This window comes from Aeromonas sp. R2-4 (genome assembly GCF_040908365.1).
Classification (GTDB): domain Bacteria; phylum Pseudomonadota; class Gammaproteobacteria; order Enterobacterales; family Aeromonadaceae; genus Aeromonas; species Aeromonas veronii.
This window is the reverse complement of sequence record NZ_JBFODO010000022.1, coordinates 1-23,103: the sequence shown is the minus strand read 5'-3', so window position 1 is coordinate 23,103 and position 23,103 is coordinate 1. Positions and strand designations below refer to the sequence as shown.

Sequence of the window (23,103 nt, the reverse complement as noted above, 5' to 3'; positions counted from 1 at the left end):
CCCGCCATGGTACAGAAAAGCTGGATAGTAATCATGGGGTTGCGTGCTGTTGTACGCCGTACTTTGTCCAAAGGCGATCCAGTTCACCCTTTTGTTGCAGCGCTGCCAGCCACTGTTCCAGCTGGGCAGGGGTAATGGGGGCCTCAGGGTGAAGGATGGCGCGGTGTTGATATCGTTGATCCCATTTCTGCGAGATCAGCAACTGGTCGGCGGTGTCGGGGTGGGCCAGCAGATACTGGTTAAGGTAGGAAACGTTGAGAATGGCTACCTCGCCACGCCCTTTGAGTAGCGCTTGCAAGGCACTGACGTTGTCCTTGACCAGGGTGATATTGAGCTTGCGCTGCAGGTAGATAGGATCGGCATTGAACTGGCCGACGCCGTAGTGGTAGCCGGTCACCCCGATAAGATGATGCCGAGAGGGGTCATCGAAAAAGCGCTGATCCCGACCCGTTTTGTTCAGGGCCACATAGACCTCGCCACCACCGAGGAAGGGTGCTGTCATCTTGAATTTATCTGTGTCCCAGCCCCACTTGGTGTCTTCAAACAGCATCAGCGAGAAACGGCCCAGATCGAGCGCCTTGTAACGGTTGGCGGCCGAGGTGGGAACAAACACGAATCTTACCTCTTGCTGGATCTCGTTTAGCTTGGCGATGAGGTCCAGCGTCAGCCCTTCATAGCTGGAATCGGGGAGTTTGACCACAAAGGGGGCATAGGGGTATCCACCAACCTTGATGAGGGGATGGCTCCAGCCAGAGAGGCTGAACAAGAGCAAAAACCAGCACCAATATCTCATGGGATCCCCAGGGCAATAGCTTGCTCCCAGATTCGGTTAATCTGCGCCAGTTTTCAAGCTGTTAAGGGAATTAACACAGCGTTGTTCGGCGGCTTCCAGCTCGGCCATCACCATCTGGATATCTTCCAGCTGCTGGTGCAGGGCACGGCGCTTTTCCTCGATCAGCTGGATCATGGAGTGGAGCTGGGTTTTGCTCGATTTGTCAGTGTCGTACATATCGAACAGCTCGCGGATCTCGGCCAGGCTAAACCCCAGCCGTTTGCCGCGCAGGGTCAACTTGAGCCGGATCTTGTCCCGATGGCTGTAGATGCGGGTTTGCCCCTCCCGCTGGGGAGTGAGCAGCCCCTCATCCTCGTAGTAGCGGATGGTGCGCGGCGTGACATCGAATTCGTGGGCCAGCTCCGAAATGCTGTAGGTGATCTCCTTGCCGGGCAGGGAACGGGACATGGTCATGACTCCTGTTGCTGGGCGTGTGGCTGGCAGAGGCGGGCACGCAGCCGCTCGGCATTGGCGTGCAGGGCCTGACCGACCCGCGAGCCGTTGGGGCGAGCGAGCTGTTCGCTCACCCACTGGCCGGTGGCCGCCAGTTTGTCGAGATCCACCCCCGTCGTCATGCCAAGGCCGTGTAGCAGGTAGACCACCTCTTCTGACGCCACATTGCCGGAGGCGCCCGGCGCATAGGGGCAGCCGCCAAGCCCCGCCACCGAGCAGTCGATGGTGCGAATGCCACGCTCCAGCGCGGGTAGCAGGTTGGCCAAGCCCTGACCGTAGGTGTCGTGAAAATGGACCGCGAGTCGACCCGCCGGGATCTCGTGCAGCACCGCATCCAGCATGGGCGCCACCGTGCCCGGGGTGCCAACGCCGATGGTGTCTCCCAGCGAAATTTCGTGGCAGCCGAGATCCAGCAACTGTTCGGCCATGGCGGCGACCCGTTTCGGGCGGGTCGGGCCATCGAACGGGCAGGCGATGACGGTGGAGAGGTAGCCGCGCACCTTGATGCCGAGTCGGCGCGCCTCCTGTACCAAGGGGGCGAAGCGCACCAGCGACTCCTCCACGCTGATGCCGATATTGGCACGGGTAAAGCCGTCGGAGCAGGCGGTGAAGAGGCCAATCTCGTCGGCGTGAGCGGCAATGGCAGCCTGCAAGCCTTGCAGATTGGGCACCAGGGCACCGTATCGGGTTGAGCCCTTGCGCGGCAGTGCCTCGAACAGCGCTGCGGAGTCCGCCATCTGTGGCACTTTTTTGGCAGAGACAAAGGCACCCACCTCGATGCGTTGCAGGCCGCTGTCGGTAAGGCGCTGGATCAGCTCCAGCCGTTGTACCAGGGAGAGGTGCGCAGCTTCATTTTGCAGGCCATCTCGTGGCCCCATCTCCACTAAACTGACCCTGTCGTCACGGACGTCCTGTGATCGGTTCATGGGTGTTCCTCCTGTGAAGCAGTCTCTTCGGCAAAGCGCACCAGCACGGCCCCCTGGCTCACCTGCTCACCCTGCTTGCACTGCAGGGCTTCAATTACCCCGTCCCGCTCTGCGCGCAACTGGTGTTCCATCTTCATCGCCTCCAGCACCAGCAGGGGTTGCCCCTTGCTGACCGTTTGCCCCTGCTCGATCAGCACGGCTACCACTATGCCGTGCATGGGGGCGATGGCGCCCTGCGCCTTCTCGTTTGCCTGATCATGGTGGTGGCTGTGCTGCCGATCATCGGCCGCGAAGGGGATGCGCTGGCCCCCCAGGGTCATGATGAAGGTTGCCTCCGAGCCTTCGACCGTCTGAATGGGGATCTGTTGCCAGCCGCCGCCCTGCTGCAGCCGGATATGATCATCACCTCTCTGGTAGCAATGAGTCTCCCCTTGCCACTCAAACTGGCCGCCATGATCGTTAAGAGTCAATACCCGGTGCTCATTACCGATGCGCACCGCCGCTGTCCAGCAGCGATCCGGCCCTAGCCGAAATCCGCAGGCTTGCTGCCAGGGGGAGGTGCCCGCAGGGCGGCTCGCCAGCCAGAGGGTGGCCAGCGGCCAGGCGAGCTCAGGAATGGGCCGTGCTGTGGTGGGTATGGGCCACTGGGTATGGTGGCCCATGGCCAGGACGTCAGGCTCTTCACAAAGGCGCAGCAAGAGCGTGCCGTTGTGTACCAGCGGGCCGAGATCCAGTGCCGCCAGCGCATCGGCCAGTTTGGCGAACGCCTCGGTGCGGCTCTGGCCGTGGGCGATCAGCTTGGCGATCATGGGATCGTAATAGGGGCTCACCTCATCGCCAGCGGTGACGCCGGTGTCGATGCGCACGCCAACGGGCCAGTGGAGCCAGTGGATAGGCCCGCTGGCAGGCAGAAAACCGGCCGCCACATCCTCGGCGTAGAGGCGCGCTTCCACCGCATGGCCGCGCAGCACAACTTCCTCCTGAGTGAGTGGCAGCGGCTTGCCTTCTGCCACGGCCAGTTGCCAGGCCACCAGATCCTGCCCGGTCACCGCTTCGGTGACCGGATGCTCCACCTGCAGCCGGGTGTTCATCTCCATAAAGAAGAACTCATCTTTGCAGAGCAGGAACTCGATGGTGCCAGCCCCCTGATAATGGATGGCTTTGGCTGCGGCCACGGCTGCCTCCCCCATGGCGCGGCGCAGAGCCGGAGGGATGTCGGGGGCGGGCGCCTCTTCGATCACCTTCTGATGGCGTCGCTGCAAGGAGCAGTCCCTGTCCCCCAGATAGATGGCGTTGCCGAGGCTATCGGCAAAGACCTGTACTTCCACATGGCGAGCTTGGGGCAGATAGCGCTCCAGCAGTACCAGATCGTCACCAAAGGCAGCCTTGGCTTCCCGTTTGACTGCCGCCAGCGACTCGTGAAAGTCGGCCAGCTGATCGACCCGGCGCATCCCCTTGCCACCGCCGCCACTGGCCGCTTTGATAAGCATCGGGAAGCCAATCAGGCTCGCCTGATCGCGCAAGAAGTCCGGTCGTTGATCCGTGCCGTGATAGCCGGGCAGCACAGGTACGCCGGCAGCCTGCATCAGCGCCTTGGCCCCCGATTTGTCGCCCATGGCGAGAATGGCGTCGCCGCTTGGGCCGACAAAGCGCAGGCCGCGCTGTTCGCAGGCGGTGGCAAAATCGCTGTTTTCCGACAGAAAACCGTAACCGGGATGGATGGCATCGGCGTGCGCCTCTTTGGCAATCTTCAGCACCTTGCCGGTGTCGAGATAACTCTCTCTGGCCGGAGCGGGCCCCAGATGCCAGGCCTCATCGGCAAGACGAGTGTGCATGGCGTGGGCGTCGGCATCGGAGTAGAGGGCGATGGTGTGGATGCCGAGGCGTTTCGCCGTCTTGATGATGCGCACAGCAATTTCGCCGCGATTGGCAATCAGCAGGCGCTTAATCTGAGAGTGATGGGTCATGTCTCATCCTTGAAACGGGGACGCCAGGCGGGAGGACGTTTGTCGAAGAAGGCCTGCATCCCCTCTTGGGCTTCGAGCCCCACCCGAACCCGGGCGATGGTCTCGACGGTTTTCTCTTCGTGCAGGCGGGCAGGATGGGCCTCTATCGCCGCCAGCAGCCGTTTGGTCTCTTTCATCGCTTCCGGCCCGTTGCGGCACAGACGAAGGGCTTGCGCCCGCCCCTCCGCCAGCAGTTGATCCGGTTGGCAGAGTTGATGCGCCACATTGAGCCGACAGGCGGTAATGGCATCGAACGGCTCGGCAGTGAGCATGTAGCGGCGCGCCTGACGCATTCCCATGGCGCGTACCACGTAGGGGCTGATCACCGCAGGTACCAGACCTAGGCTCACCTCGGAGAGGCAAAAGCGCGCATCATCGCTGGCGAGCACCAGATCGCAAGCGCAGATGAGGCCCAGCGCCCCGCCGTAGGCGGCCCCTTGCACCAGCGCTACCGTGGGGAAGGGAAGTTCGTCGAGGGTCTGCATCAGCCGCGCCAGTACCCGGGCGTCTTCGCGATTGTGTTCGAAATCAGCGTGGGCCAGATTGTGCATCCAGTTGAGGTCGGCGCCCGCGCAGAAGTGTTTGCCTTCGGCACGTAGCAGCAGGGCGTGAGGGCGTTCGGCGAGATCATGACCATGGAGATGGGCCAGATCATCGAGGCAGTCGAGCAGCCCCAGCATCAGGTCGGCATCAAAGGCGTTGTGGCGGGCCGGTCGCGACAGCACCAGCTCAGCCAGCGGGCCGTGCCGCTCCAGCCGAAACGGGTTCTGGGAGGAAGTAAGTGGATCTGACATGGGTTTGCTCCTTACATCCGGAAAATGCCGTACTGCTCGGGAGCAATGCGGGCCCCCTTACAGGCAGCCAGTGCCAGTGCCAATACGGTGCGGCTCTGGGCCGGGTCAATCACGCCGTCATCCCACAGGCGAGCGCTGGCGTAGTAGGGGTGGCCCTGGCGCTCATACTGTTCTATCACTGGTGCGCGGATGGCGGCTGCTTCCTGCTCGCTCAGGCTCTTGCCCTCGGCAGCCAGCTTGTCCCGACGCACCTGCACCAGCACTCCGGCAGCTTGCTCGCCCCCCATGACAGAGATGCGGCTGTTGGGCCAGCTAAAGAGAAAATCGGGCTCATAAGCGCGGCCGCACATGCCGTAGTTGCCAGCGCCAAAGCTGCCGCCGACGATCAGGGTGATCTTGGGCACCCGGCTGCAGGCCACTGCGGTGACCAGCTTGGCTCCGTGCTTTGCGATCCCCTCCTTTTCTGCGTTGCTCCCCACCATAAAGCCGGTGATGTTCTGCAAAAAGAGTAGCGGGATGGCGCGGCGATTACAGAGCTGGATAAAGTGGGCCCCCTTCTGGGCACTGTCGCTGTGCAGCACGCCGTTGTTGGCGAGGATCCCCACCTCCATGCCGCAAATGCGGGCAAAGCCGGTCACCAGAGTGGTGCCGAACAGCGCCTTGAATTCGTCAAAGTCAGAGCTATCCACCAGTCGTGCAATCAGTTCGCGGGCGTCGTAAGGGCGTTTGAGACTGGTGCCCACCAGACCGTAGAGCTCCTCTATGGGGTAGCAGGGGGGCTCGTAGCCGGGGCTGCTCTCTATCGGCTCGTTACCCAGATGAGTAACCAGCGTGCGGGCGATGGCCAGCGCATGGGCATCGTCACGGGCCATATGATCAGCAACTCCCGAGTGGGCGCAGTGTACCTCGGCGCCGCCCAAGGCCTCGGCGCTGATCTCCTCGCCGGTGGCGGCCTTGACCAGCGGCGGACCCGCCAGAAAGATGGTGGCCTGCTCCCTGACCATGATGGATTCATCAGCCATGGCGGGCACGTAGGCGCCGCCAGCGGTGCAGAGCCCCATCACCACCGCCAGTTGAGGGATGTTTTGGGCCGACATGCGGGCCTGGTTGTAGAAGATGCGGCCAAAGTGATCCCGGTCGGGGAACACCTCGTCCTGCATCGGCAAGAAGGCGCCTCCGGAATCCACCAGATAGAGGCAGGGGAGACGCAGCCGCTCGGCGATGGTCTGGGCGCGCAGGTGTTTTTTCACCGTGAGCGGGTAGTAGGTACCACCCTTCACGGTGGCGTCGTTCACCACCAGCATGCAGAGCCTGCCCGAGACCCGGCCGATGCCGGTGATGATACCGGCGGCGGGTACCGGCTCGTCATAGACCTGCCAGCCAGCCAGCGCCGAGAGTTCGAGAAACGGGGAGCCCGGGTCCAGCAGCTGATTGATGCGCTCGCGGGGTAGCAGCTTGCCACGGGCCTGATGGCGGGCGTTGTTGGTCGCGCCGCCCCCTAGCGCGATCTCGGCAATGCGGGCGTGGAGATCGTCGACCAGCCCCTGCATGGCGGCCCGATTGGCCGCATATTCTGGGCTCGCCGTGTCGAGGCGGGAGTTGATACGACTCATGCATTTTCTCCCATCAGCTCGCGGCCGATGAGCCAGCGGCGGATCTCCGAGGTGCCGGCGCCGATCTCGTAGAGTTTGGCGTCCCGCAGTAGGCGACCGGTGGGGTATTCGTTGATGTAGCCGTTGCCGCCGAGCAACTGGATGGCATCGAGCGCCATCTGGGTGGCGTTTTCGGCGGCAAACAGGATGGCGGCGGCGCAATCCTTGCGGCTGGTGCGGCCCTGATCGCAGGCGCTCGCCACCGAGTAGACCAGCGCCCGGCTGCTGGCGAGACGGGTATACATGTCGGCGAGCTTGCCCTGCACCAGCTGGAACTCGCCGATGGCTTGACCAAACTGCTTGCGCTCACGCACATAGGGCAGCACTACATCCATGCAGGCCTGCATGATGCCAAGGGGGCCCGCAGCCAGCACCACCCGCTCGTAATCGAGCCCGCTCATCAGCACCTTGACCCCGCCGTGCAAGGTGCCCAGCAAGTTCTCCTGCGGTACCCGGCAGTTGTCGAACACCAGCTCGCAGGTGCTGGAGCCGCGCATCCCCAGCTTGTCGAGCTTCTGGGCGGTAGAAAAACCGGGAGTGCCGGCTTCAACGATAAAGGCAGAAATCCCTTTGGGGCCCGCACTGGTATCTGTCTTGGCATAGATGACGAAGGTGTCGGCATCCGGGCCGTTGGTGATCCACATCTTGTTGCCGTTTAGCACGAAGTGATCGCCCTCGCGCTCCGCGGTGAGGCGCATGCTGACTACATCGGACCCGGCTCCCGGTTCGCTCATGGCCAGCGCCCCCACATGCTCGCCGCTCACCAGCGGGGGCAGGTAGCGTGCTTTTTGCTCCGCCGTGCCGTGGCGGTGGATCTGATTGATGCAGAGATTGGAGTGGGCGCCGTAGGAGAGGCCGACCGAGGCGCTGGCGCGGCTTACCTGCTCCATCACCAGCACATGGGCCAGATAGCCGAGATTCACCCCGTCATACTCCTCGGCCACCGTGATGCCGTGCAGCCCCAGCTCACCCATCCGGGGCCAGAGATCACGGGGAAAGGCGTTGCTCTGATCGATCTCGCTGGCGCGTGGGGCGATCACTTTCTGGCAGAAGGCCGCAACCTGTTCGGTCAGGGCATTCAGGGTCTCATCCATCTGCATCCATGCTCTCCTTGCGGATATGACAGTCGGGTAGGAAGGTTGGCTCGACCGGCTGACTCGGCGTTACGGCTGGCAGTGGTCGGTCCATTTTTGTACTTCACTTTTGCCACAAGTTTACGTTAGCGTAAACGTAAATCAATTGTTAATCTGTTGTGTGTCGATAGAGAGGTGGTAGTGAGAGTGTCATCAGCTACCACGACAACAGCGCCATAGTGGTAGATCCGAATGACGCAGCGTGTGGGCGCCGCGTTATAAAGCACCAACTCAGGAAAGTAAGCGCGGGGCAACAAGGGAGCGAACGACAAAATGGATTTTACCCTGACCGATGATCAACAGGCGTATGTGGAGGCGGCCGCCGCCTTTGCCGATGAGGCGCTCAAACCCCATGCCGCGCGCTGGGACAAGGAGCATGAGTTTCCGATCCCGACCATCAAGCAGGCGGCCGGGCTAGGTTTTTGTGGCCTCTATACCCCGGAGCCGTTTGGCGGATTGGGGCTACCTCGCCTCGATGCGAGCCTCATCTTCGAGCGCCTCGCCATGGGGTGTACCTCGACCACGGCGTATTTGACCATCCACAACATGGTGAGCTGGATGCTGGGTAGCTGGTTGCCCACCGAGGTTGCCAAGGAGTGGGTGCCCAAACTGGCCAGCGGCGAATTGCTGGGCTCCTATTGCCTCACCGAGCCGGGGGCTGGCTCCGATGCGGCGGCACTCAAGACTCGGGCGGTGCGCGAGGGTGACAGCTACCTCATCGAGGGAACCAAGGTCTTTATCTCGGGAGCAGGCAGCAGCGATGTGCTGGTGGTGATGACCCGTACCGGTGGTGAAGGTGCGAAGGGGATCTCTGCCTTTATGGTGCCGGCAGATAGCGCGGGTATCGTCTATGGCAAGCCGGAAGATAAGATGGGCTGGAACAGCCAGCCGACCCGGGAGGTTGTTTTCAACGGGGTTCGCATTCCTGCCTGTTATCGGTTGGGCGAAGAGGGGGAAGGATTCAAGTTCGCCATGCAGGCCCTCGATGGGGGGCGCATCAATATTGCCACCTGTTCGGTGGGCACCGCCCAGCAGGCGCTGGACGATGCGCTGGCCTATGTGCAGCAGCGCCAGCAATTTGGTCACCCGATCAGCGAATTCCAGAGCGTGCAGTTTCGCCTGGCCGACATGGCGACCGAGCTAGCTGCCGCTCGCCTGCTGGTACGTCAGGCCGCCGACAAGCTGGATCGCGGGGCACCCGACAAGAGTGCCTGGTGCGCCATGGCCAAACGTTATGCTACCGATGTGGGTTATCGAATCTGTGATGAGGCTCTGCAACTCTTTGGCGGCTATGGTTATATCCGCGAGTATCCGCTCGAGCGCTATCTGCGCGATACCCGGGTACACCGCATTCTGGAGGGCACCAACGAGGTGATGCGACTCATCATCGCGCGCCGCCTGCTGGCCGATCCCGGTTTGTCGCTGGGCTAACCGGTGGTCGCATCAAGGGTGTGTTGCCTGCCACCCGATTGCACCATGCCATGCCGGTTTCGGCTTTGTGAGCCAGCCACAGGTTGGTGTCATTCAAGCCTGTCATCATGACGGCAGCTTCATCGACAAGGACAAGGTTATGACAAGGATCAGACTCGAATATCATGGCCACGTGGCCTATATCACCCTCGACCATCCCCCTGCCAACACCTGGACCCTCGCCAGCCTGCAGGCCTTTTTGCAGATGATGGTGGAACTCGACAGTCGTCCCGATGTGGTGGCGCTGGTGATCCGTGGTGCGGGCGACAAATTTTTCTGCGCCGGTGCCGACCTCAATATGTTTGTCGAGGGGAATGTCGAGCTGGCCCGCGAAGTAGCCGAGGCCTTTGGCAATGCCTTCGAGGCGCTGGCCCGTTTCCATGGCGTCAGTATCGCTGCCATCAATGGTTATGCCATGGGCGGTGGCCTGGAAGTGGCGCTGGCCTGTGATATCCGTATCGCCGAGCAGCAGGCGTTGCTGGGACTGCCGGAAGCTTCGGTGGGCTTGCTTCCCTGTGCCGGTGGCACCCAGCGTTTGACCGAGCTGGTGGGGCCGGGCTGGGCCAAGCGGATGATCCTCTGCGGCGAGAAGGTGAGTGCCTCGCTGGCCTACGAGATGGGGCTGGTGGAGGAGGTGGTGAAAACCGGTCAGGCGTGGGAGGCCGCGCACCAGATGGCCCATCTGGTGGAGCGCCAGAGCCCGAGCGCCCTGCGCGCCTGCAAAACCCTGATCAATCAGGGCCGCAGTGGCCCGCGGGATGCCGCCTTGCCCCTTGAGCGGTCGCTGTTTCTCGATCTCTTTAGCGATGCCAACCAGCGTGAAGGGGTGGCCGCCTTCCTGGAGAAACGCTTACCGCGCTGGCAATATGGCCCAACAGAGTAAATCCATACGGAGCTGTATATGAGTGAGCCGGTCAAGGTTAGCTGTTATCCCACCGAAGATGGTCATCAGATCGGGGTATTGACCCTCGACAGCCCTGCGTCTCTCAACGCATTGAGCCTGCCGATGATCCAGATCCTGCAACAGACGCTGACCCGTTGGGAGCAGGATCCCGCCATCGTCTGTGTGCTGCTGCAGGGGGCGGGTGAGAAGGCATTTTGTGCCGGTGGCGATATCCGCTCCTTCTATTACCGCAAGCAGGAGGCGAGCGAGGCGGAACTGTTCGAATATGCCCGCGACTTTTTCGAGCAGGAGTACCGGCTCGACCACCACATCCACTCTTACCGCAAGCCCCTTATCTGCGTGGCTGACGGTATATGCATGGGGGGCGGTATTGGCCTGTATGCCGGTGCCGATTTTCGGGTGGTGACCGAAAAGAGCCTGTTCGCCATGCCGGAGGTAACCATAGGACTCTACCCCGACGTGGGAGCGAGCTGGTTTTTAAGCCGGATGCCGGGGCGACTCGGGCTCTGGCTTGGTTTGACTGGCGCCCGCTTCAACGGGAGTGATGCCATCGGTCTTGAGCTGGCGGATCACGCCATCGCCAGTGGCGAGCGCAGTGCGCTGTTGTTACGCCTCGCCGTGCTCGACTGGACTGGCAGTGGTGAGCCCCGTGAGCAGATCGATCAGTTGTTCAGGGGGTTGCACCGTGAGGTGGCGGCCCGCTTGCCTGCGCCTGTGCTGCTGCCCCATCAACAGAGGATCGATGCCTTGCTGGCGGGACGCACGTTGCAAGGGGTATTGGCGCGGCTGTTCAGCGCCCATTTCGATGAACAGGAGGCGGTACTCAGGCAGGCGCAGCAGCTTTGCCGCACCGGCAGCCCCATCAGCCGCGCCATTTTGTGGCGTCAATATTGGCAGGCTCGCCGCAACTCACTGGCAGAGGTATTTGCCGAGGAGCTGACCCTCTCGGTCAACTGCGTGCTCAAGGGGGATTTTGTGGAAGGGGTACGGGCACTGCTGATCGACAAGGATAAAGATCCCCGCTGGCAACAGTTGCCATCGGAGGGGGAATGGCTGGATGAGTTCTATCGCTGGCCGCAGGGGTGCAATCCGTTGGCCTGCCAGGAATAACATCTTGGCAACCGGCGGACGCCGCCATCAGCAACGCAAGGAGCAAGCGGGATGACAAGGATAGGGTTTATCGGGCTCGGCAACATGGGCGGCCCCATGGCGGCCAATCTGGCCAGGGCCGGGCACACGGTGCAGGTGTTTGATCTGGTTGCTCAAAACATTGAGCGCGCCATCGCCGCTGGCTGTATCGCAGCGGGGGATGCCCGAGAGGCGGTGACCGGCTGCGAGGTGGTGATCAGCATGCTACCTGCGGGGAAGCATGTGCGCGACCTTTGGTTGTCTGAGGGGCAGGATCTGCTGGCAGCCCTGCCGGTTGGTGCACTGGTGATCGACTGCTCCACTATCGATGTCGACTCTGCCCGTCAGGTCGGGGAGGCGGCCCGCGCCCGCGGTTTGTGCTTTATCGATGCCCCCGTATCGGGCGGTGTCGCCGGTGCGGCCGCCGGGACGCTCACCTTTATCGTTGGTGGTGACGCGGCGGATTTCGAGGCGGCGAAACCTCTGCTCGCCTGCATGGGGCAGAACCTGTTTCACGCCGGGGCGCTGGGCGCCGGGCAGATAGCCAAGATGTGCAATAACATGCTGCTTGCGATCCATATGGCGGGTACCGCCGAGGCGCTGGCCCTCGGGGTGAAGGAGGGACTGGATCCCGCCGTACTCTCCACCATCATGGGCAAGAGCTCCGGCAACAACTGGAGTCTGGAGCGCTACAACCCCTGGCCCGGGGTGATGGAGAATGTCCCTGCCGCCCGCAACTATCAGGGGGGCTTTATGACCCGGCTGATGGTGAAAGATTTGGGGCTCGCCATGGCGCTGGCCGAGCATGGCCACAGCGCTGTGCCCATGGGGGCGCTCGCGCGTAACCTGTTCAACATGCATGCCGCTCAGGGGCAGGGGAGCCGCGATTTCTCCAGCATCGTCGAACTCTATCTGGATAAAGAGGATCCCGCCTGACGGGCCACCTCTCTTCAAGGCATCTCCCTTCGACCAGCTACAAGGAGCATTGATGGATATCAAAGATAAGGTCATCGTTATTACCGGCGCCGGACGTGGCTTGGGACGGGCCATTGCGCTGGCCTTGGGCGCACAGGGGGCGACGCTGGCGCTGCTCGACATCAATCGCGCCGATCTGGAGGCGACCTCAGCCATGGTGCACAGCCAGAATGATCAGTGCGATCAAGATAGCCAGTGCGAGCTGTTTGTCTGCAATGTGGCGAGCGAAGCCGAGGTCGAGGCCGTGTTTGCTGCCATCAAGGGGCGTTTTGGCGTGCTGCACGGTCTTATCAACTGCGCCGGCATTTTGCGCGATGGCATGCTGATCAAGGTGAAAGAGGGTGATCTGATGGAGAAGATGACGCTGGCCCAGTGGCAGAGCGTCATCGATGTGAACCTCACTGGTACCTTCCTCTGCGGTCGCGAAGGGGCGGCGCTGATGGCGCAAGGGGGGCAGGGGGGCGTTATCATCAACATCTCCTCCATCGCCCGCGCTGGCAATATCGGCCAGAGCAACTATGCCGCCAGCAAGGCGGGGGTTGCCTCGCTGGTGGTGACCTGGGCGCGGGAGCTGGCGCGCCATGGCATTCGGGTGATGGGGATCGCTCCCGGGGTGTTTGCCACCGACATGACGGCGGCGATGAAGCCGGAGGCGATGGCGCGGATGCAGCAGGCCATTCCGGTCGGCACCCTTGGCGAGGCGCAACAGCTGGCCGAGACGGTAAGCTTTATTTTTGCCAACGACTATCTGTCGGGAAGGATGATAGAACTGGATGGTGGTTTGCGTTTATAGGGATTTACATAATGGGCCCCGGTGTTTCCACCGGGGCTTTTTTATGCAGATTATTTATACAGAGAGTGCCTGAATGGCGATGCATAGGAACCATGCGAGTCAGGTTGTGTTGGCAGAAAAATGAGAAATATCAATGGGTCTTGGTTAATTTGAGCCAGCTCACAGGCCATATGGGTCAGTGCTGTAAAATTGCGCGCGGTCAAGGCGGTGCATGATTGACGGGACGAGGGATTGCGGTCGGAATAGTCATGCAATATAGTTGCCGCCTTTTTCACGGGGTCAGGATTCCCAGCCCCTCCCATATTGCGCGCAGTATGAATACGGACGCTCTGCCGCCGCCTAAATAAACAGGATTGAAATGGACAAGAAACTAGGGCTGGGCGCCCTCATTTCGCTGGTGATCGGCTCCATGGTCGGCGCCGGGGTCTTCAGTCTGCCACAAAACATTGCTGCGCATGCCAGTGCCGGGGCGGTCGCCCTGGGTTGGGCCATCACCGGTCTGGGCATGATCTGTCTCGCGCTGGTCTATCAGAACCTCTCCATGCGCCGCCCCGATCTCGATGGCGGTATCTTCAGCTATGCCAAAGCCGGTTTCGGCGATTTTATCGGTTTCAACGCCGCCTGGGGTTACTGGCTCTGCCAACTGCTGGCCAACGTCTCCTACGCCATCGTGGTGTTCAGCGCCCTGAGCTACTTCTTCGATACACCTGACAACGTCATCTTCGGTGACGGCAATACGCCGGTGGCCATCACGCTGGCCTCCATCCTGATCTGGTCGGTGCATGCGCTGGTGCTGCGCGGGGTACAGGTTGCTGCGCTGGTGAATATCGTCACCACCATCGCCAAGATGGTGCCGCTCATCGTCTTCTGTGTTGCGATCCTGCTGGCTTTCAACATGGATACCTTCACTCTGGATATTTGGGGCCAGAACAACATGGAGCTGGGCTCCGTGATGGATCAGGTCAAGTCCACCATGAAGGTGACCCTCTGGGTCTTTATCGGGATTGAAGGGGCCGTGGTGGTCTCTGCCCGTGCCCGTCATCGCAAGGATGTGGGCCGAGCTACCGTGCTGGCGCTGCTCGGCGCCCTGACGCTTTACGTGATGGTGACCTTGTTCTCGCTGGGTGTCATGAGCCAGCCGCAACTGGCGGCGCTCAAGAACCCTTCGACCGCCATGATCCTTGAAGCCGTAGTCGGCCCCTGGGGCGCCTGGCTTATCAACATCGGTCTGGTGGTGTCGGTGATGGGGGCTCTGCTCAGCTGGACCGTGCTGGCCGCTGAAGTGCCCTACATCGCGGGCAAGACCGGTGTGTTCCCGGGCTGGTTTGCCAAGGAGAACAAGAACGGCTCGCCGCAGGTATCCCTCTGGTGCTCTACCTGTCTGGTGCAGATCTTCCTGATCATCATCTACTTCCAGAGCAGCACCTATCTGGCGCTGGTCAACATCGCGACCTCTGCAGCGTTGGTGCCCTACGTTTTCTCCGGTGCCTATGGCCTGAAGCTGGCATTGAAAGGGGAGACCTATCAGGGTCAACCTCATCAGCGCAAGCGTGACCTGCTGCTGGCCCTGGTGGCGACCGTTTACGGCTGCTGGCTGGTCTACGCTGCCGGTGTGGAGTACCTGTTGCTGGTGGCGCTGCTCTATAGTCCGGGCATCTTCATCTACTGGAAGGCGCGTCAGCATCACGGTCTGCGCGGCCTTAACCGATTGGAGCAGGGGATGACGGCGGCCCTGCTCGGCTGTGCCGTGCTGGCCTTCTACAAGGTGATGGACGGTACCATTCCACTGCACTAACCGGCACAATGAAGAGATGGCCCTCGCGCCATCTCTTTTTTTTCATGCAGATATCCACTGTTGCCCGGCCGTGTTGGCCAGTTTTTGTTTAACACAGGAATTTTTATGCTGTTTATGGGTTACCTCCTGCTGGGCGCCTTTGCCGGCATGCTGGCGGGGCTGTTCGGGATCGGCGGCGGTCTTATCATTGTCCCCGTGCTGGTCATGACCTTTCGCGCCCAGGGCATCGACCCTGAAATCATTACCCATCTGGCCCTCGGCACCTCGTTGCCCACCATGATCTTTACCGGATTCAGCTCATTGCGGGCCCACCGGGAGGCGGGCGCCGTCGATTGGGTGATGATCCGCCGACTCGGCGCCGGCATGCTGATTGGGGGCTGGCTTGGCGGCATGACCGCCAATCTGCTCAGCACCAGCACCCTCAATATCATCATCGGCTGCTTCGCCTGGAGCATGGCGCTACAGATGGGACTCAACCTTAAACCCAAAGCGGAACGCCATATGCCGGGTCCGCTCGGCACAGGCATCGCCGGTACCATCATTGGCTGGATGTCTGCGCTGTTTGGTATTGGCGGTGGCTCGCTCACGGTCCCTTATCTGAGCTGGAACTCGGTGCCGATGCGCAATGCGGTAGCGGCCTCTGCAGCCTGCAGCATGCCCATCGCGCTGGCGGGGAGCCTCAGCTACCTCTATGCGGGTTGGGATCATGCCGATCTGCCCGAGTGGAGTGTGGGCTACATCTATCTGCCCGCCCTGCTGGGCATTGTGCTGACCAGTACCCAGTTCGCCCGCATTGGCGCCAAGCTGGCACACCGCCTGTCACCCACACGCCTCAAGCAGGCCTTTGCCCTGCTGATGCTGCTGGTGGGGGCGAAATTTATGCTGTTTAGCTGATTCATTCGGCAGATTGCTGAAAAATAAGGCAAACGATCTGTTGGAGGGTAGAAAGCCGTTGCATTGAACGCCCAGTTTGCCTATTCTCCTCGCCGGTGGTCCTATTGGTCCTCTCGCATTGATAACCCGTCGACCTGGTCAGGACCGGAAGGTAGCAGCCAAGGCGGGGGACTCGAGTGCCGGGATGTGGCTGGTAGGGCCACCACTTGTTTTTGGAAATCAATAAGTTACAGCTAATCACCCCCTTCAGACCTCTTGGTAATCCACTTTGTGTGGATGGATCAGGAGTCTTCTCTGTGAATCTCTGGCTCAGTCCTCAAGGTATCTGGTACTACCGCAAGGTGACAGTGCTCCCCTGTGGTCGCCGCAAAGACATCAAGAAATCTCTCCGCACTCGGGACAAGCTGGTCGCTCGTGAACAGGTGGCTAAGATGCTTGCCTGTGTGCGTTCTCGGGTAAAGCCTGCGGCTGTCCAGCTAGAACCTCAACCAAGCTCCCTGCCTGAGCCTCAGCAGCTACCGCAACAGACACTCTCAGCGGCCAATCCAGCTCCTCGGTCAGTCCCTGCGGCTCCTTCAGCCATTGCATCCCCTGTACTCTCAGAACTCAGTGAGCGTTACCTGAAAGAGAAGGCGTTGTCCTGGGCACCGAAAGAGCTCAGCAACCAGAAGAACTACATCGGCTACTTCATAAAGTCGCTGGGGGATAGACCTCCCACGGCATACAGCAAGGCCGATGTGGTTAAGTTCAAGGACGAATTGCTGAATTCAGGCAAGAGCCCGACGACTATCAACAAGTACCTCCAGAAGCTCTCTCTGTTATTCGTCTGGCTGGGCAATCACCACGAAGGCATCGTAAATCACTTTGCAGGGCTCAAGCTCCAACGGGTCAAAGAGGTCAATGCTCGCAGTGGGTACACATCTGCGGAGAAACAGCAGTTGATCCAGTGGGCGAAGCAGCAGGAGCCATACCGTAAGTGGATTGCGCTGCTCGGTCTGTATACCGGAGCGAGAGCCAATGAGATTTGCCAGTTGTACGCGGACGATGTGCAGCAGGTCGATGGGGTATGGTGCCTGAACATCAGGGACAACCGCCCAGACCAGAAGCTCAAAACGGCCAACAGTGCCCGCCTGATCCCTATTCACTCCTCGCTGATTGCTGGTGGCTTTATCGACTTCGTACAGGAAAGGGCAGGGGGGCGGTTGTTCCCTGAGTTACCTCATCGACAATACGGTTACAGCCATCTCTGGGGGCAGTGGTTTAGTCGTCATCGCCCTGTAGACAAAGACTTCCACAGCCTGCGGCATACTGTGGCAACAGCGTTGAAGGATCATGGTGTACCGCTTCAGTATGCGGCTGCGATCTTGGGGCATACCAATGGTGCCATCAGCTATGACCGATACGGTGGTGGGGTTGCCGTCGAGAAGCTCTTGGCAGCTATAGAAGCGGCGCTATGAACGGGATCGCCTGGGTAATCTGCCTTGGCGGTGAGAACAGGAAGGTGAATAAGAGGTCTGGCCGTGTGCAGGTCTGGAAGACAGGGCCGAGGTTTGGCTATGTGGACGAGTACGGTAACTGAGCTAACCAGAAGCAAGCCCAGTTACCTAATCACTAAAGCGTACTCATAGAACAATCGCACCTGAATTAGGAACCGCTGCGGGTCGCCAAGTTAAACAGCGACTAATTCTGCAATTTTGGCCGCAACCACCGACATTGTATCTTCCCCAGTGTCCAAGCCGCTGCGTGAAGCGAGCAAGGGGCTTACATTGCGAAGATCAGCATACGTTGTGTTATGCACGATTGGGACAAGCTGGTTACCCGCTAATAGAGCTGAAAGCTCTTTGTCAGCAACCCCCTCTTTGGGCAGTCTTTCCAGAAGCGAAGGGGTAACAAGCACAAGCCCAATTCGGGAGTTTGCCAAACCCCTGTCGATTGCCCGCATCATCGGAACACCAAGACCAAGATCCTTCTCACTGAACCAGACTTTGACTCCCGCCGCTTCAAGCAGATCATGTAGCTCTTTGGCCGCGCCTTTACGGTCATCCCACGCATGACACAAAAATACATCACGAAGGTCTGGCTGTGCTGCTGCTCTTGTTTCTACGGTTTCACGGATTGGCGTGAGTGATGTCACTTCATTGGGAGTGTAGAAAACTACGGAACCGGCTTTTGACCAGCTAGGTTTCACACTACGGCTGCTGCTTCCCGATGAAGATGATGAAGGGCTGTAGCCACCGTAACTACTACCACCATAACTACTACCGCTGTATCCGCCACCGTAACTTCGACTTTTATTACGACAAGCAGGACAGGCAGCCGCTGCCGCAGCTGAACTATGTCCCCGAACTGGTGCTGTACATTGAGCCATGTTTCAATTCTCCCTTACAACTCTATCGCGTATTGGTCGTCAAATTAATTGACTAAATTTCAACAACTTATAGCAGGTTGACCCAGTTGTTGCACGAAAGCACGGTTATAACCCAAATGGGTATTAGAGGGCAATTGAATGATCACTTAATAGCCACAGGCATCACACGAGGCCAATAAAAATCCTTAGTCTGGGCTTTGCTGGTGTACTCCTGCTTGAAATCTTCAGGTCTATCTGTGCCCCACAGGGGCCAAGATTTCAAGCAGGAACGCGGATAGAAGTGATGTTACGCAGATAACCCTAGCATTGACGTCATTGCAGCAGCAGCCACCGCTTTGATTGTCTCGAAGGTCATGTCGAGCCCCTTGGTTGTAAAGGTCTCTTTAGTCTTGTTCCACACGGTATCGCTGCGGGTTGCGTCTAGGAATTCATGGCCTGTCCATGTAAGGCGGGTCGCGGTGAAGTTAATGGGACCACGACCAAGAACTCGGCTCATTTTCCCTTCAACTAGCCCCGCTTCAATCAACAACTCCATGTGGTAGGAGATTGTATAAGCGGCATTCGCATCGGTAAGCTCAAAATTCCCAAGTGACAAGTAGTGGTCTGTGTTTGGTAATCCTTCTAATTTGGTGAGTAGATCTCTTACGGTATCCCAATCACGCTTCATCTTCTGTCCTTGTTATTACACGGCTGATACCAAGCAGCCGCCGACCTTCTTACCTTCATTTGACCCACGGTGGTTATGGTATGCACGGCAGTAATCAATTGCGTCCCCTCGTGTTTCCACCATGTACTGGTCCCTTATTCCGGCGCGGTTGAACACCTTCCTGATTTCCGCCTCTACGTCCTCTCTAGTGCCATGAATTTGCACGACACGGTGGGTATTCCCTGACTGGCGATAGAAGGTGAGCTGGAAAGAAGTGACCCCATCAAATCGAGACCAAGCGTCAGCGGCGTCAACCACTTGGGTTTCAACCTTAGACGATGAAAAAGCCCACCCAAGCAGGGCAAGTAGTAGTCCCCCGCCGAGGGCTATCAAGGTATTCGTAGCTTGATCCATGTGGGTTCTCAGTCAGATCCAGACAAGATGGCATCTTACCCAATAGGGACCCTTCGGTAAATTTGGAAAAAACTGTGAGTCCACACTTGAGGATTAAACCGCCAGCCAATACCCCCCGTAGGGGGTCCCTGCGCCATCCTGTGGTCCTTCCTTCTCTAATGCCTGCGGTCGCCTCTGTGTCTCTATCACTCCGTTGTCCTAGCTCTGTTATGTCGTCTTCAAAGGTATACCCTAATGGACTTCTTTCACACGGGGGTCTTGACTGTCTCATTTTTGTTTCATAATCTAAGTCCCATCGGATTAAGACCTTAATGTGACAGCGTGACACCGACAAGGACTCACGTTGAAGCAATAAGAAGATGAAGGAGATTTCCGCATGAATGACTTGGTTATCAGGCTTCGCCGATTCAAGGACAGGAAGTCACTGGATAGAGTCGCCCCAAGGATGCTTGATAAGGCTGCTGCTACGGGCTTCCAAGAGGAACTGAAGGTCATCGCTGCGATTGACCACCGGCAAGCAGAGATAGCTGCTGGAAAGCATTACGACGCGGGGAAAGTCCCTATGACAGCTTGGGCATTGGTGGATTGAGTAGGAGAGAGTGATGGGACAGGTTATCGGTTATGCGCGTGTGTCTTCTGTCGGTCAATCGCTGGATGTTCAACTGGATAAGCTGACAAAGGCCGGTTGTGAGCGTGTGTACCAAGAGAAGGTATCAGGGACCAGCACAGATGGCCGTGAGCAGCTAGCCGAACTACTGCGGTATGTCCGAGAGGGGGACGATGTGGTGATCACCAAGCTGGACCGTCTGGGCCGTTCTCTCGCTGACCTGTTGGACATTACGGAACAACTGGAAGCTAAGGGTGTGACCCTGCGTGTACTGGACCAGAACCTAGAGACGACGACAGCCCAAGGGAAGCTGATGTTCACCATGCTGGGCGCCTTTGCTGAGTTCGAGACGGCTCTACGCAAGGAGCGTCAGATGGAAGGTATCGCCAAAGCTAAGGCTGCGGGGAAGTACACAGGCAGGCCCAAGAGTATCGACGAGGATGCAATCAAGGCGACCCTGTTGGAAGGCGGTAAGTCTCTGCGGGAAATCGCTACGCTTCATGGAGTCAGCCGAGCGACTGTCCATCGCCTATCAACAAGGATGCGAGAAGATGGGGAGCTGAGTTGATCGAGTGTGTCTATCGGTTGAGCCTGGGACCATCGAAAGGATCAATCACTGGGACTGTCCCAAAGAACATTAGGTAAAGCTAATTTACCCTGACCAATAGAAAGAACTGATCGAGTAACCAACTTTGATCGAATCTTTCAATCGACCCCCGAGGCTGTTCACCGCGACACCTTGGGGGTTTGTCGTTTGGGAGGACTCGACGATGACCCTGCGCCTGTCCCTCTGGACCTTTCTCATTGCCTCCCTTCCATCCGTGTCCCTGCTGTCTTCAGGCTTTCTCTGTGGACCTGTGAGATCGTGCAGGGGTGAGCGTGTGGGGTAACATGGGGGAATGCGTATGGTGATCAGAGAGATCGTCTGAGAGGCTATCTGGAAGGGACCAGAGGGGGTGCCTGGGGCCGAATCTGCGCTTGTTCGTCTGAATGCCCCTGTTTGTTGTCCGTGGGTCTGTCCCGAGGTCTGTACTCCCGACGATTATCCCGAAGACACCAATAAAACACCTTCCAGAGACCTCCAGAGCAGGGGCAATTGGAGCTAGTTACTTTTCCCTGACCATAGGGGGGGATACGAAAAGACCAATACTAAAAGACTTCTATTAGATACCCTGGATACTATCTCTCTATACACTACTTACTACAGGTATCTTTAAGACTACCCGAGGATGGCCCAAGTGCTGTCCTGTTGTCGCTTCCCCCTGATCATCCATAGGACAACCGAGTGATGACTTCAGGACAGATGACAAGCAAGGAAGACCTATCAACAGTATTCGTTGGATGAACATGTTGAGCTCCTAATGAGGCTCAGTGAGTGGTCATGTACAAAATCTTGAACCAGGAACATGCAACACCCAGCGAAGGAACTTGGGACTGTGCGAAAATGTCAGACTGGAGAATTTGGACATCACCAGCGTTTCCCCCCGCTCTACCTTTTATCACCTATCAACATTGTCCATCCAAGCAAGGGCAGGAGAAGGAGTTATCTATAGGTAATCTGTAGGTACTTTTCCTATGGTCCCTGTGCTCAGGGAATACAGCGAACCTTGATAAGCATGTCTGTGAGCTTCCTGATTTTCCCCCCGCATCGGTGTCGTTATAATCTCGCCCCGATCTGAGTAATCCTGAAGATCCTCGCCCAGACCTACCTCCTGTGGGTTTGGGTTTCTTTTGCCCGAAGAGACCCACAAGTGGCTCGATTGATAATAGGAGAATGACTTAATGACTACTTCCGCCATCAAAATTGCTTCTATCATCCGTTTCGCTGACACTCAGTTCCGCGCCAACATGGACGACGACAACGTGGTCGCAATGATGGACCTGATCGAACGTGGGATTTCCTTCAAGACAAAGATTCGCCTTGCCAAAATCGAAGACAACATTTACCTGACTGACGGCTTCCACCGCCTCGAAGCATACGAACGCCTGCGCATCACCGAGATCCCCGCTGACCAGTATGAAGTGGTCCTTGCGTCCTCTCTCGAAGAGGTGCGCATCATGGCGATGGGGGCGAACGTGGCCCACGGCAAAGGCACCACTGAGGCTGACTACTACATCATCATCAAGAAAATGATGGAGCTGGGCGACGGGAAGTACATGAAGAATGTCTTCGAGGCGGACATTAAGAAAATCGCAGAGGCGCTGGGGGCGCCCCGTCCTCGTGTTAATGCTGGATACAGCGACTACTTCCCGAACGGTGGCCCGTCCCTTTCCCAGCAGTGCAAAGAGCGCCGTGACTCTGCAATTCTGGAGAAGCACAAGGAAGGGCTGAGTGTACGTAAGATCGGTGAGCTGTTCGGTGTAGGTAAATCCACCGTTGACGAAGTGATCAAGCAAGTGTCCGGAAATACGGAATCCGTAAAATCGGACACCTCCGAGGTCTCCACCTCCACCGTCCCGATGAAGTCCACTGAAGACCGCTCCGACATCCGTGCAACAGCTTCCTTTGTTAATGAACAGCTCGAAGAGTTGCTTGGGCCTGATTACCTCGACACCGACGGTAACGCTGCTTTTTCCCTGAGTGAAGATGAAGCTGATGCTCCTGCCACTCGCTTCGACGTCCTGGCTGCTACCGGCTACGGTGAAGACCTCTGCCAGCACACCAAGCCCTCCACCGAGTATGAGCGGGTTGAAGCCGCCAAAGCCAACCCTGTGAAACTTCAAGAAAAATGGATGACGCTGTGCGACGAGGAAGAGGTCCTGAAAGCCAAACTTGCCGAGATCGCCCAGCGCAAGTCCCAAGTGCGTCGGATCGCAACCCAGAGCGGCGTAGCTTTGCCTGAATAAAGTCGAAAGTGAGATGGGGTCTATTTCAAGGCCCCTCTATTTTTAAGACGAAACAATAAAATGTATTAATACCATCAGTGAGACTATCTGTAATAATTGTCAGTTGAAAGTATCAAAATAATTATTTAAATTCCTCACCCTCTCTAATTACATTATTAATGGTGTGTGATTATGATCAGGCAAAGGGGGAGTAGCTGGCAAGTCGATGTGACAGTTGATGGAAAAAGAATTAGAAAATCTGTACGAACATACGCAGAGGCTCATGAATTAGAATTGAAGCTTGAAGGCTCAAATAAAATAATAAAACCTATAATAAACCAGCGGCCCAAAGTCAAAGTAGAGAAAAGAAAAGTAACTTTTATAGATTATCAACCGACAATGAAGGACATGTTAGAACTGACATGGCGTCGTTCTTGGATTCATAGAAAAACGGGGAGTGAATTGAAAAGGCGATCTCTGCATGTAC

At 58.3% G+C, this 23,103-nt stretch carries 21 protein-coding genes and 1 other RNA gene; 13 read left to right on the top strand and 9 right to left on the bottom strand.

Translation table 11 applies throughout. The annotated features are described in order from the left end of the window. Window positions 1–31: 31 nt before the first annotated feature. From AB5Z05_RS11440 to AB5Z05_RS11410, 7 genes are read right to left on the bottom strand one after another with little or no spacing between them, the layout of a single operon-like run. A complete protein-coding gene (locus tag AB5Z05_RS11440) occupies window positions 32–793 on the bottom strand; it encodes a transporter substrate-binding domain-containing protein (protein WP_331378597.1) in 762 nt (253 codons plus the stop codon). A gap of 36 nt (window positions 794–829) precedes the next feature. Continuing rightward, window positions 830–1,240: a MerR family DNA-binding transcriptional regulator gene (locus AB5Z05_RS11435; RefSeq protein ID WP_279487791.1), complete on the bottom strand. Its 411-nt coding sequence runs from the start codon at window positions 1,238–1,240 to the stop codon at window positions 830–832. A 2-nt stretch (window positions 1,241–1,242) separates the two neighbouring features. After that, window positions 1,243–2,211, bottom strand: coding sequence for a hydroxymethylglutaryl-CoA lyase (locus AB5Z05_RS11430; RefSeq protein WP_368151582.1), 969 nt, complete (start codon window positions 2,209–2,211; stop codon window positions 1,243–1,245). Next, a complete protein-coding gene (locus AB5Z05_RS11425) occupies window positions 2,208–4,178 on the bottom strand; it encodes a biotin carboxylase N-terminal domain-containing protein (RefSeq protein WP_368151580.1) in 1,971 nt (656 codons plus the stop codon). The genes AB5Z05_RS11430 and AB5Z05_RS11425 overlap by 4 nt, the downstream gene beginning before the upstream one ends. Next, window positions 4,175–5,011 (bottom strand): enoyl-CoA hydratase-related protein, encoded by an 837-nt coding sequence (locus AB5Z05_RS11420; RefSeq protein WP_368151578.1) that lies wholly within the window; start codon window positions 5,009–5,011, stop codon window positions 4,175–4,177. Before AB5Z05_RS11420 ends, AB5Z05_RS11425 begins: the two co-directional genes overlap by 4 nt. An 11-nt stretch (window positions 5,012–5,022) precedes the next feature. Continuing rightward, window positions 5,023–6,624, bottom strand: coding sequence for a carboxyl transferase domain-containing protein (locus tag AB5Z05_RS11415; RefSeq protein ID WP_368151576.1), 1,602 nt, complete (start codon window positions 6,622–6,624; stop codon window positions 5,023–5,025). Beyond that, complete coding sequence (locus AB5Z05_RS11410) at window positions 6,621–7,763, bottom strand: isovaleryl-CoA dehydrogenase (protein WP_100645989.1); 1,143 nt, start codon at window positions 7,761–7,763, stop codon at window positions 6,621–6,623. Before AB5Z05_RS11410 ends, AB5Z05_RS11415 begins: the two co-directional genes overlap by 4 nt. 306 nt (window positions 7,764–8,069) lie before the next feature. Between AB5Z05_RS11410 and AB5Z05_RS11405 the strand changes: the two genes are divergently transcribed. The 9 genes from AB5Z05_RS11405 (at window position 8,070) to AB5Z05_RS11365 (ending at window position 17,212) form a co-directional block, all read left to right on the top strand. Beyond that, a complete protein-coding gene (locus AB5Z05_RS11405) occupies window positions 8,070–9,227 on the top strand; it encodes an acyl-CoA dehydrogenase family protein (protein WP_368151573.1) in 1,158 nt (385 codons plus the stop codon). Window positions 9,228–9,366: 139 nt separating this feature from the next. Continuing rightward, complete coding sequence (locus AB5Z05_RS11400; protein ID WP_368151571.1) at window positions 9,367–10,149, top strand: enoyl-CoA hydratase; 783 nt, start codon at window positions 9,367–9,369, stop codon at window positions 10,147–10,149. Window positions 10,150–10,167: 18 nt separating this feature from the next. After that, window positions 10,168–11,280: an enoyl-CoA hydratase/isomerase family protein gene (locus tag AB5Z05_RS11395; protein ID WP_368151569.1), complete on the top strand. Its 1,113-nt coding sequence runs from the start codon at window positions 10,168–10,170 to the stop codon at window positions 11,278–11,280. Window positions 11,281–11,331: 51 nt separating this feature from the next. Beyond that, window positions 11,332–12,234 (top strand): 3-hydroxyisobutyrate dehydrogenase, encoded by a 903-nt coding sequence (gene mmsB, locus AB5Z05_RS11390; RefSeq protein WP_368151567.1) that lies wholly within the window; start codon window positions 11,332–11,334, stop codon window positions 12,232–12,234. Window positions 12,235–12,286: 52 nt separating this feature from the next. Then, entirely contained in the window at window positions 12,287–13,066 is a 780-nt protein-coding gene (locus tag AB5Z05_RS11385) for an SDR family oxidoreductase (protein WP_368151565.1), read from the top strand. A 358-nt stretch (window positions 13,067–13,424) separates the two neighbouring features. Beyond that, window positions 13,425–14,861, top strand: coding sequence for an arginine-ornithine antiporter (gene arcD, locus AB5Z05_RS11380; protein ID WP_005336921.1), 1,437 nt, complete (start codon window positions 13,425–13,427; stop codon window positions 14,859–14,861). A gap of 105 nt (window positions 14,862–14,966) precedes the next feature. Next, on the top strand, window positions 14,967–15,755 hold the full coding sequence (locus tag AB5Z05_RS11375; protein ID WP_005360120.1) for a sulfite exporter TauE/SafE family protein: 789 nt from the start codon (window positions 14,967–14,969) through the stop codon (window positions 15,753–15,755). A gap of 102 nt (window positions 15,756–15,857) precedes the next feature. Further along, window positions 15,858–15,954, top strand: an RNA gene (ffs, locus tag AB5Z05_RS11370) — signal recognition particle sRNA small type. Between the two features lie 97 nt (window positions 15,955–16,051). Continuing rightward, the gene (locus AB5Z05_RS11365; protein ID WP_368151563.1) at window positions 16,052–17,212 is read left to right on the top strand and encodes a tyrosine-type recombinase/integrase; all 1,161 of its coding nucleotides are present in this window, start codon (window positions 16,052–16,054) and stop codon (window positions 17,210–17,212) included. A gap of 212 nt (window positions 17,213–17,424) precedes the next feature. Here the strand turns inward: AB5Z05_RS11365 and AB5Z05_RS11360 are convergent, their stop codons facing one another. Beyond that, complete coding sequence (locus tag AB5Z05_RS11360) at window positions 17,425–17,943, bottom strand: toll/interleukin-1 receptor domain-containing protein (RefSeq protein WP_265468059.1); 519 nt, start codon at window positions 17,941–17,943, stop codon at window positions 17,425–17,427. Window positions 17,944–18,409: 466 nt separating this feature from the next. Beyond that, on the bottom strand, window positions 18,410–18,790 hold the full coding sequence (locus AB5Z05_RS11355; protein WP_265468058.1) for a DUF2513 domain-containing protein: 381 nt from the start codon (window positions 18,788–18,790) through the stop codon (window positions 18,410–18,412). A 769-nt stretch (window positions 18,791–19,559) separates the two neighbouring features. Here AB5Z05_RS11355 and AB5Z05_RS11350 point away from each other — a divergent pair. From AB5Z05_RS11350 to AB5Z05_RS11335, 4 genes are all read left to right on the top strand, one after another. Beyond that, window positions 19,560–19,772, top strand: a complete 213-nt coding sequence (locus AB5Z05_RS11350; RefSeq protein WP_024941646.1) for an Hha/YmoA family nucleoid-associated regulatory protein — start codon at window positions 19,560–19,562, stop codon at window positions 19,770–19,772. A 13-nt stretch (window positions 19,773–19,785) separates the two neighbouring features. Then, complete coding sequence (locus AB5Z05_RS11345; RefSeq protein WP_017779893.1) at window positions 19,786–20,358, top strand: recombinase family protein; 573 nt, start codon at window positions 19,786–19,788, stop codon at window positions 20,356–20,358. A 1,214-nt stretch (window positions 20,359–21,572) separates the two neighbouring features. Further along, on the top strand, window positions 21,573–22,637 hold the full coding sequence (locus tag AB5Z05_RS11340) for a hypothetical protein (RefSeq protein ID WP_368151560.1): 1,065 nt from the start codon (window positions 21,573–21,575) through the stop codon (window positions 22,635–22,637). A gap of 171 nt (window positions 22,638–22,808) precedes the next feature. Then, on the top strand, window positions 22,809–23,103 hold a 295-nt coding region (locus tag AB5Z05_RS11335), incomplete at its 3' end, for a hypothetical protein (protein WP_368151558.1).

Bases quoted from the DNA above. Each gene is read 5' to 3' on its own strand.
- AB5Z05_RS11440 (WP_331378597.1), bottom strand. From the start codon at position 793: ATGAGATATTGGTGCTGGTTTTTGCTCTTGTTCAGCCTCTCTGGCTGG.
- AB5Z05_RS11435 (WP_279487791.1), bottom strand. From the start codon at position 1,240: ATGTCCCGTTCCCTGCCCGGCAAGGAGATCACCTACAGCATTTCGGAG.
- AB5Z05_RS11430 (WP_368151582.1), bottom strand. From the start codon at position 2,211: ATGAACCGATCACAGGACGTCCGTGACGACAGGGTCAGTTTAGTGGAG.
- AB5Z05_RS11425 (WP_368151580.1), bottom strand. From the start codon at position 4,178: ATGACCCATCACTCTCAGATTAAGCGCCTGCTGATTGCCAATCGCGGC.
- AB5Z05_RS11420 (WP_368151578.1), bottom strand. From the start codon at position 5,011: ATGTCAGATCCACTTACTTCCTCCCAGAACCCGTTTCGGCTGGAGCGG.
- AB5Z05_RS11415 (WP_368151576.1), bottom strand. From the start codon at position 6,624: ATGAGTCGTATCAACTCCCGCCTCGACACGGCGAGCCCAGAATATGCG.
- AB5Z05_RS11410 (WP_100645989.1), bottom strand. From the start codon at position 7,763: ATGCAGATGGATGAGACCCTGAATGCCCTGACCGAACAGGTTGCGGCC.
- AB5Z05_RS11405 (WP_368151573.1), top strand. From the start codon at position 8,070: ATGGATTTTACCCTGACCGATGATCAACAGGCGTATGTGGAGGCGGCC.
- AB5Z05_RS11400 (WP_368151571.1), top strand. From the start codon at position 9,367: ATGACAAGGATCAGACTCGAATATCATGGCCACGTGGCCTATATCACC.
- AB5Z05_RS11395 (WP_368151569.1), top strand. From the start codon at position 10,168: ATGAGTGAGCCGGTCAAGGTTAGCTGTTATCCCACCGAAGATGGTCAT.
- mmsB (WP_368151567.1), top strand. From the start codon at position 11,332: ATGACAAGGATAGGGTTTATCGGGCTCGGCAACATGGGCGGCCCCATG.
- AB5Z05_RS11385 (WP_368151565.1), top strand. From the start codon at position 12,287: ATGGATATCAAAGATAAGGTCATCGTTATTACCGGCGCCGGACGTGGC.
- arcD (WP_005336921.1), top strand. From the start codon at position 13,425: ATGGACAAGAAACTAGGGCTGGGCGCCCTCATTTCGCTGGTGATCGGC.
- AB5Z05_RS11375 (WP_005360120.1), top strand. From the start codon at position 14,967: ATGCTGTTTATGGGTTACCTCCTGCTGGGCGCCTTTGCCGGCATGCTG.
- AB5Z05_RS11355 (WP_265468058.1), bottom strand. From the start codon at position 18,790: ATGAAGCGTGATTGGGATACCGTAAGAGATCTACTCACCAAATTAGAA.
- AB5Z05_RS11350 (WP_024941646.1), top strand. From the start codon at position 19,560: ATGAATGACTTGGTTATCAGGCTTCGCCGATTCAAGGACAGGAAGTCA.
- AB5Z05_RS11345 (WP_017779893.1), top strand. From the start codon at position 19,786: ATGGGACAGGTTATCGGTTATGCGCGTGTGTCTTCTGTCGGTCAATCG.
- AB5Z05_RS11340 (WP_368151560.1), top strand. From the start codon at position 21,573: ATGACTACTTCCGCCATCAAAATTGCTTCTATCATCCGTTTCGCTGAC.